The organism is Undibacterium sp. Di26W (genome assembly GCF_049340265.1).
Lineage (GTDB): Bacteria > Pseudomonadota > Gammaproteobacteria > Burkholderiales > Burkholderiaceae_D > Undibacterium.
Window position 1 is genome coordinate 44,382 of sequence record NZ_JBMPOR010000032.1, and the last position, 8,675, is coordinate 53,056.

The 8,675-nt window shown below is 50.2% G+C and carries 7 protein-coding genes; 5 read left to right on the plus strand and 2 right to left on the minus strand.

The window, feature by feature from the left end:
* The first annotated feature begins 184 nt into the window (after nt 1-184).
* The 3 genes from ACO0LM_RS26420 (at nt 185) to ACO0LM_RS26430 (ending at nt 3,904) form a co-directional block, all read left to right on the plus strand.
* Complete coding sequence (locus ACO0LM_RS26420) at nt 185-2,875, plus strand: prolyl oligopeptidase family serine peptidase (RefSeq protein ID WP_423041551.1); 2,691 nt, start codon at nt 185-187, stop codon at nt 2,873-2,875.
* A gap of 177 nt (nt 2,876-3,052) precedes the next feature.
* Nucleotides 3,053-3,460 carry a hypothetical protein gene (locus tag ACO0LM_RS26425; protein ID WP_423041553.1) on the plus strand — a complete coding sequence of 136 codons (408 nt, stop codon included), beginning with the start codon at nt 3,053-3,055 and terminating at the stop codon, nt 3,458-3,460.
* Between the two features lie 132 nt (nt 3,461-3,592).
* Nucleotides 3,593-3,904 carry a hypothetical protein gene (locus ACO0LM_RS26430; RefSeq protein WP_423041555.1) on the plus strand — a complete coding sequence of 104 codons (312 nt, stop codon included), beginning with the start codon at nt 3,593-3,595 and terminating at the stop codon, nt 3,902-3,904.
* A 13-nt stretch (nt 3,905-3,917) separates the two neighbouring features.
* Here ACO0LM_RS26430 and ACO0LM_RS26435 read toward each other — a convergent pair whose 3' ends face one another.
* Together ACO0LM_RS26435 and ACO0LM_RS26440 are read right to left on the minus strand one after the other, a co-directional pair.
* Nucleotides 3,918-4,283, minus strand: a complete 366-nt coding sequence (locus tag ACO0LM_RS26435) for a metalloregulator ArsR/SmtB family transcription factor (protein WP_423041557.1) — start codon at nt 4,281-4,283, stop codon at nt 3,918-3,920.
* 83 nt (nt 4,284-4,366) lie between these two features.
* Entirely contained in the window at nt 4,367-4,756 is a 390-nt protein-coding gene (locus ACO0LM_RS26440) for a hypothetical protein (RefSeq protein WP_423041559.1), read from the minus strand.
* Between the two features lie 342 nt (nt 4,757-5,098).
* Here ACO0LM_RS26440 and ACO0LM_RS26445 point away from each other — a divergent pair, with 342 nt between their 5' ends.
* A complete protein-coding gene (locus ACO0LM_RS26445; protein ID WP_423041561.1) occupies nt 5,099-6,412 on the plus strand; it encodes a hypothetical protein in 1,314 nt (437 codons plus the stop codon).
* Between the two features lie 476 nt (nt 6,413-6,888).
* Nucleotides 6,889-7,725 carry an HDOD domain-containing protein gene (locus ACO0LM_RS26450; protein ID WP_423041563.1) on the plus strand — a complete coding sequence of 279 codons (837 nt, stop codon included), beginning with the start codon at nt 6,889-6,891 and terminating at the stop codon, nt 7,723-7,725.
* Nucleotides 7,726-8,675: the final 950 nt, after the last annotated feature.

Consider the following 8,675-nt stretch of genomic DNA (forward strand, 5'->3'; position numbering starts at 1 on the left):
ACAAAGCAAAAGCAAATTTTCTACCGATTTTCATCAAAAACATTTTCTCAAGGAACTGTTTCCACAGGCATTTGTCTATGGAAAATGCGTTAATTCCTGTTATCGAGTAATAAAATCGGCAAGTACGCATCACACTTATATCCACCCCATACCTGCTAATTAAACTAAAACCAAGGTTTTCACTATGTCCCCGAAAATTCTCACCGTCAGTATCGCGCTTGCTTTTAGCACTGCGGCCAGCCTGCTGTTGCCACAAGAAACAGCGCAAGCTGCACTGGCTATTAACAATGTTGCCAATGTCGCCAAGATCAAGCCAGCCGACCTGACGCTGGAACAGGTATATCGCGCCAAAGGCTATGCAGGCCAGGCCGCACGCCATATGCTGTTCAGCAAGGATGGCCGTTATTTGGCCTACACCTGGAACCCTTTCGGTGAAAATGGTTTTGATTTATATGTGTATGACACCCAGACCGGTGAAACCAAACGCATTACTTCACCAGCCCTGATGAAAACCTACGACGCGCCCGAAGACTGGGAACGCTTCGACAAAAAAGCGGCGCAAAAAGAAAAAGAAGAAGCCGAACGCCAGGCCAAGGCCGAAGCCCAGGCCGCTTATCTACGCGGTGAAAAAGTTAACCTGATGCAGTGGGAAGAAGCAGCATTGGAAGAAGTCAAGCGTGAACTGGCTGAGAAAAAAGCCAGGGACGCCGCTAAAAAAGCAGAAACAGATGCCGAAGCAGCCAAGGAAAAAGCCGCCGCTGCCGCCGCTAAAACCGGCACAGCCAGTGTAACCAGGGTCGACAGCGACAAGGACAAGAAAGATGAAAAGAAGGAAGTCAAAGACGACAACAAAGTCAAGGAAGTCTGGGAACTACGTGACGAACTGAAAAAGAAACTGGAAAAAGAAAAACTCAAACCCACCGATCTCTACCCCGGTGTCGATGGCCTGGTCTGGGCGAATAAAAAGAATGAACTGATCTTCCAATACCGTGGCGACCTGTTCCGCCTGAATATGGCGGATGCAAAAATCGAACGCCTGACCCAGACCGACAAGCCAGAACGCATCATCGCCTACCAGGCAGATGACAACGGCTATATCTACATGGATGAAAAACGCCTGTTCAGCGCCAGCTTTGACAACAGCGCCATCCGTCAGTTAAACCGTGAACTGATACACCCTGACGATGCCGACAAAAAATACCGCATCGTCAATACCGTGCTGAGTGAAGACAAGCAATGGATGGCCATCTCTGCCGAGGCACCAGATGCCAAGCCAGAAAACGGCAAGCCGGCACCACCGACCGAACGCCAGGTCGAAATCATGAACTACAGCGAACGCTTCGCCACTGCCAAAAAAGTGCCGCGTGAAGTGTCGGATGACAAACGCAAAATACTAGCCACTGCCCTGTACATACGCCGCGTTGGCGATGCCTCTGCACGCCAGCCACAACCGGTCTTCACCAATGATGGCGGTGATGTCTGGTTTGAAATGAGTGCGATTAATTGGGCCAAGGATGGCAGCCGCTACACCTTCTCTACCTGGGAACGTGAAAAAGACTTGCTGCGCATCTACGTTGGCAAAGCAGAAGAAGGCGTCAAGCCACAAATGGTTTTGGAAAGACGCGGCAATGTCGGTCACGAAGTCGTGAACGTGCTGGCACCCCGCTTTACGCCAGACAGTCAGCAACTGATTGCCGTGCTGGATGAGCAGGGCTATCGCCAGCCGTATGTGATTGATGTCAGCAATGGCAGCGCCAAACCGCTACTGAAAGGTGATTTTGAAGCGCACAGCATCATCGGCTTCAGTGACGACAGCAAAGCCATGTTTGTACTCGCCAACAGGGATGATTTCGCTGCCATGAATGCCTATAAGGTGGACCTGGCAACGGGTGACATGAAGGCAGTGGGCCAGCCTGGTGATTTCCATCGCGCCAGCACCGTCACCGACAGCGGCGACAAGCTGGCCAGCATGGCCGGTCAATGGGCCAGCCGTCCTGAATTGAAACTCATCGACATCAGCAAAGCCAAATCCACTACGCTGACACAAAGCCATGACCCGCAATGGAATGCGGTAGACCTGCAACGTCCTGAACGCTTCAGCTTCACCAACCGCCATGGCGACAAAATCCAGGCGTATGTCTTCAAACCGGCCAACCTGAGCGCTTCCGACCACCGTCCTGCCATCATCTACACCTATGGCGGCCCCTTGAATGACAGACATATCGTCGAGACAGACAGCTTCCAGCAAACCGCCTATATGTTCGGCATGTATATGGCCGCCAAGCACGGTTATGTGACAGTGGCCGTGGACCCGCGCGGTCATTCCAATTATGGCCGCAAGTTCAGCGATGCCAACTGGGAACAGGCGGGCAAACCACAGACAGAAGACCTGGAAGACCTGGCCAAGTACATGCAAAAAAACCTGGGGGTCGATGGCAAACGCATAGGCCTGACCGGCTGGAGCTTTGGTGGCTTCCAGACCCAGTACGCGATGTATACCAGCCCTGACACCTTCGCCGCCGGTATCGCCGGTGCTGGTCCGACAGAATGGGAAAACTACAATAGCTGGTACAGTGGACGCACCATAGGCAAGACTGAACGCAGCAAGCCTAACCTGCGCAAATACTCACTGCTGCCTTTGACAGCCGGCCTGAAAAAGCCGCTGATGCTGGTACACGGCATGCAAGATCCGAATGTGTTGTACCAGGATACGGTCAACGTTTATCGCGCACTGCTGGAAAACGGCAAGGAAACCCTGGTGGACCTGTTCCTTGATCCGGACGGTGAACATGGCCTGGGCGGCGCGGTCAAACCCAAGGCCCTGCACAAGAAATATGAAGCTTTCTTCCTGCAGCATTTGGGCAAGGCTAAATAAAGTAAACATCAGGTAAATAGGCAGAAAAAAGCGGCTGAGTGGTAACTACTCAGCCGCTTTTTTATTATCTATAGCCGTGGTAATGTTTTGCAAAGATTACCGTAGATCATATCTGCCTGAATTCAGATAATACGATCTGCCCTCAACCCCTATCAACCCTTAGTTGACTGTTCAAACATGAAACCCTATCTGATACCAGGCATCATATTGCTGATGACAGTCGGCCTGCATGGCAATGCCCATGCGATGACCGAAAAGGAAGCTTACAATAATCTGATATTTTTTCAGGCAGCCGCCAATGAGGGGGAATTCTGTGAAAACAAACTCAACATCCAGGCCCTGCCTGCGCTGAAAAAATGGCAGCGCGAGAATGCCAGCGTGCTCAATCGATCCATCAATGCCATCGAGCATCATCTGATGAACGACAAAGGCTTGTCAAAACCGGAAGTCAAACTGGCCATGGTTGAGGTATGGAAAAAAATGGATGACATAGACAGACGCAGGCTGGCAGACAGACGCACGCATAAAACCTGCATGCAATTTGCGCAATCGCTGAAGTTTTATGAATCCAGACTCACGCAATAAGCTTCCAGACTTGAAGTATCTGCATCAGTTATCGGCAATTCCCAATGAAAATTACCGTAGACTATACGCGACCGCATACTGATAATGACAACACCGCTTAATTCCAAGCAAGCACCATCTCAGGAGTACCTCATGAAAAGTAGCGCCCGCCAATACCTGTATTCTGTTTTCAGGCAAGTAGCACAGGAATTTCGTCAGATTGGACAAAAAGTCGGCGAACGCCTGTTGCGTACGCCTTTGCCAAAAGTGCTGATGATCTGCGTAGGCATCGCCCTGCTGATCGCCATCATCCCTCTGGTCATTACGCTGTTTATCGTTTTTGTGTTACTGAAACTTTTGCTGGCCGTGGTACTCATGAGCATGGGCCAGAGTCCAGCCAGGGCCAAACCGAAGAGCAGACCCGTCCAAACCATTTATGTTGAACAACATACGGACAGGCAATAAGCTAAAGAGATGATCAGGTCTTGTTTTCGGCTTTGATTACGGCTTTGATTACGGCTTTGATTTTACCAGTCTCAGCCTTCGCGCCTTTCTTGCTTTCTCGCTTGAGCGGCGCCCCCACAGGGCAGATGGAAAAGGCAAACTGCGTCAAGGTATTGACCAGACTATCACCATTTAATTTATACATCACAAACTGTCCCTGACGTTCACCAGTGATCAGTCCAGCATTTTCCAGTACCGACAAATGACGGGAAATTGCCGGCGCACTCATTTTAAAGCGCGCAGCAATATCCCCTGCGGTCAATTCCTGCTCCGATAAATAAGCAAGAATCTGCCTGCGCGGTGACGATGCCAAAGCTTCAAAAATCTTATCAGAAGACATTATTCATTTTCAAAAGACCATAGCCGCGCAATGCGCGGCATAGGGTTTTATTTCAAATATTCAGCTTAACGAGCTGCAAGATATTAAGCAGGTGCAGAAAATTTTTCAGCTCCCCGCATATCATTGACTCTCACCCAGCCTGTAACAGTCCTGCCAAACTTGGCAATCATGACCATGTTGAAAAAATGCATGGCACCCAGACAAAGTACTGACACACCTATTTTACTACCAACATACGGGATCATTCCGCCAGGCGAGATTTGCCAGCCATCCAGACGGATTGCAATCAACCCAACATTGATCAGATAAAACCCAACAACCAGTAAGTGATTAGTAGATTTTGCCAGCACTTCATCCTGGCCAAAACATTTTACCAAGAATACCTCACCGTTTTTTGACAATGTTCTTGCCACCCATATTGTCATGACGACGGAAACAATTAAATAAACCAGATAGCTAAGTTCCATGCTCATTTCATACTCCTTCAAGGTTTAACAATAATTCAGTAATTAACTAATATGTTAATTGCTTAATTAATTAATGTCAATATTAAATAATGACGAGCACGATAACGGCAATGAAAGTGGCTTACCCAATAAAATTCCCACACTGGAATCCATCCCAGGAAAATCTGGCATCAGATTTTCTTATGGCAACCTGGGGCCAGTCCGGTCCAGTATTTAAAAGAACACTGGAAATTATTCCCGGCAAGTCACCCGCTACAAATTGATGACAATTTGCAGACATTTCGGGCGGTATTTTTTTCTCATCAGCTTCTATGATGGTGTCAATTCATCATAAAAAGCGGGAGCAAAATGAAACCTCAATATCTACTCGGCCTGTGCACGATGGCGGGCATGCTGGCGGCATGTGGTGGCAGTGGCAGTGTCGGTACGGCAATCAGCACCCCAGGTGCCAGCCTGGCTTTGCGTGGTACAGCGGCAACCGGCATGGGCATTTCAGGTGCCACTGTCAGCGCGAAGTGCCGCAGCGGCAACGGCACTGCCAAGACCGCTGCCGACGGCAGTTTTGATTTAACTGTCAGCACCGGCAACAGCACAGCAGCGGCCCTGCCTTGCGTACTGGAAGTCACCAACGCAGCCGACAGCAGAAAACTGCATGCCATCAGCATTAATGGTGGGGTCGTCAATCTCACGCCATTGACCGAGATGTTGTCGACCAGATTGATGCGCACCAGTATGAACACGGTGTTCACCAGCCCGGATGCGGATGCCATTGCCAGGGCGGTCACCGTGAACAGCAGCAAGGCCGCGCAGACCGAGATCACGCAGTCCCTGATCATGATGGCGGACACCAGCAAGATCGACGATTTCATCACTACGCCACTGAAGGCCGCCATACCCGGCAGCGCAGGCACTGGCGACACGCACGACAAGGCGCTGGATAACCTGAAGCTGAACATGGATGGCAAATTGTTTGACCCCTTCCTGCTGATGCTGACCAAGGCCGCTACCAGCAAAGATATCGTCGTCCTGGGCCAGCCTGGCTGCGTGCTGACCGACCTGAATGGCCTGCCCCTGTCATGCAGCACACCTGGTGTCTGGACCAGTGCACCGAAGATCAATATCACCCCCGGCGCGGTCTTGCTGGCCCCTGGCGGCAAACTGAATTTCAGCGCAGAAATGAATTACCCGCCGAACGTCAACTATGTGCGCCAACCCGTGAAATGGGTAGTACTGGAAACCGATGGGGGCAGCATCACCATCAATGGGGAATACACAGCACCCACCAAGGCTGGCACCTACCATGTGCAGGCACAAAGGGAAGATTACCCGACGGTCTCAGTGAATGCCACGATAGTGGTAGACAACAGTTCGCCCGGCTTCGTACCGGTACTGAGTGTGCCCGGCCGCCTGATCACCATGATGCCAGGCAGCAGCATGACACTACAGGCAAACATTAATTACCCGCCGAATGTCACTTACCTCGCTAACATCAGGCAGCCCGTGACCTGGAGCGTAGTGGAACCCGATGGCGGCACCATCAGCCTGCTGGGCATGTACACGTCACCACAAAAATCCGGGATATTCCATGTCGTGGTCAGAAGGGATGATTACCCTAACCTGTTCGTCACGCTGGATATCAATGTCACTTATCTGGATGACTGAACCGTCAATTAGCACAGGCTGAATACCGACATATTTGCCGTATACAGCGCATTCAGAACCCATCTGGAGCTCATTTCATCCTCAGCTTTGAAATGAGTTCCAGTTAATCCTTGTTCACAATTTCTGCGACGGACTGATGGGTATAATCCTGCCTTATGTAATCTGAAAGACATTGTAATATTTACTATGTTTTGGCATGAGCGCTGCTAGACTGAACATAATGAAATGGCAGGGTGACAAGGATTTTTATTGAATCTTGGTTTTGTTATCAGCCCTCAGTAAAATTATTAAAAAAAGTTAAATTAAGAGTTGCTTTTGAGAATTTTATGTCTAAGATACAGATTGCAGATGATTCCACACAGCAATTTCTTAAAGACGCATAAGTAGGCTGTGGCTTGAACAGAATGTCGGGTGTTGCTGGCTTCAACCCCTACAAGCCCATTGAGGAATCACCGTATCCATATTGGGAGATATTCATGGACAAGCTGGAAATATTTAAAACCATCGCCGCCGAGGTTAACCGGGGTGACCTGGTCTTCCCGACCAGCGTCGATTCATCGCTGCGTCTGCAAAAGGCACTGGATGACCCTGACTGCCACGTCGATGCGGCAGCCAAAATGATCGCAGCAGACCCGCTGTTGTCGGCGCGTACCGTGGCCCTGGCCAATTCTGTTGCGTATAACCGCTCTGGCAATGAAGTGACCAATGTACGCCTGGCCGTCAATCGCCTGGGTTTTCGTACATTGAAAGCCATGCTGGCATCGGTCATCGTGCGGCAGTTGAACAGCCAGGTCAAAGACCCGGCACTGAAGGCCAAAGCAGCACAATTGTGGGAACATTCAGCCCATGTATCCTCGCTAGCGCAAGTGATTGCCAGGCAGGTGACCAAGGTTGATCCTGAAACCGCGATTTTTGCCGGCATCGTGCATGAGGTCGGTGGTTTTTACCTGATATCGCGCGCTGAAGAATTCCCTGGCCTGCTCGATGGCGAACCGGCTACCTGGATAGAATATGGCGAACGCCTGATCGGACGCGGCATCATGCGCCGGCTGAGCATACCCGAAAGTGTCATGCAGGCCGTCGAAGCCTTGTGGCATGGTGTCTGTTCTTTCCCGCCTGAATCTTTGGGTGATACCTTGATCCTGGCGAATGACATAGCACCGGTACTGTCGCCCTTGCATAATAGCGAAGGCGACAAAATTGCCCGCTTTTCACGTCGCATCAACTTTGAATTTGAAGACGGCAACTTTCAGGATGTGATGTCTGATTCGGAAGAACAGATCGATTCGCTGACCGCAGCCCTGATGCTGTAAACAGCGTCGGGCATTACCCGGCATCGCACCATCCCAGGCGTCAGCAGCTATCAGCTTGCTGACGCTTTTTCATTTGCGTCCCCACTACAGCGGCAGCGCACGCACTGTGATGAATGCAATCTCCTACTACGACGCTGCTGTCCGGAATGTGCCTGACAAAAAAGGACTGACAAATCCCCTCCCTTTCAAGGGAATGGCGTCGGGGTTTCACAAAGCATGCTTTGTGCCGACAGAATCTAAGCCGCTTGCAAGCGGCGCAGTGGACGGCTTAGGGTGGGGATGGGTTTCCGGCAAATGACGATCAATGAATTTTCGGCAGAAACCCATATCCCTCAAGACCAGTCCCAACATACCAATTTCGCTTTTCCAGCTTGCTATCTTGTAGAAAAACCCCGTCCTGCAAAACGGTAGCGATAATACCAGTGTTAAAATAAAACAAAGTGGTATTGACCGAGGATTCAAACAAGACAGAGCTTCATTACTTGCATGTGACATAAAAAATTCTGTACAAAAAGGCTTACTTTCCCCCCTTCAAACAAAGCTGACGCGGCGTTGACAACGATGCACTGGCACTTAAGTGGCATTATAAATATAAAACCAGTTGACCAGTTTTTTTGCGCCTAGTATGTTGTGGCTGCGTGCCTGAAAAAGGCAGATAAAAACATCGCGGTAGCCAGAAACGGTTTCAGAACCTGTTTACGATCTGTAGCGAGCGAGCGTCAGCGGGATGAAGAGCAGCACAAAAAGCGGAATGTACTTAAGTACATGAGCATTTTGAGCAGCGCATGAGTCCCGCGTAGATTACGATTGCGCTCGCGCAGTAAGATCGTAAACAAATGGTATGGACGCCGCCTTCGAGGCTGCTGGAAATAGAGAGGGACTCCAGCGCCGACGGCATCAATGTGCCAAAGTAGAAGTATGACCAACTACTTGAGGCGAGGAGTCCGAAA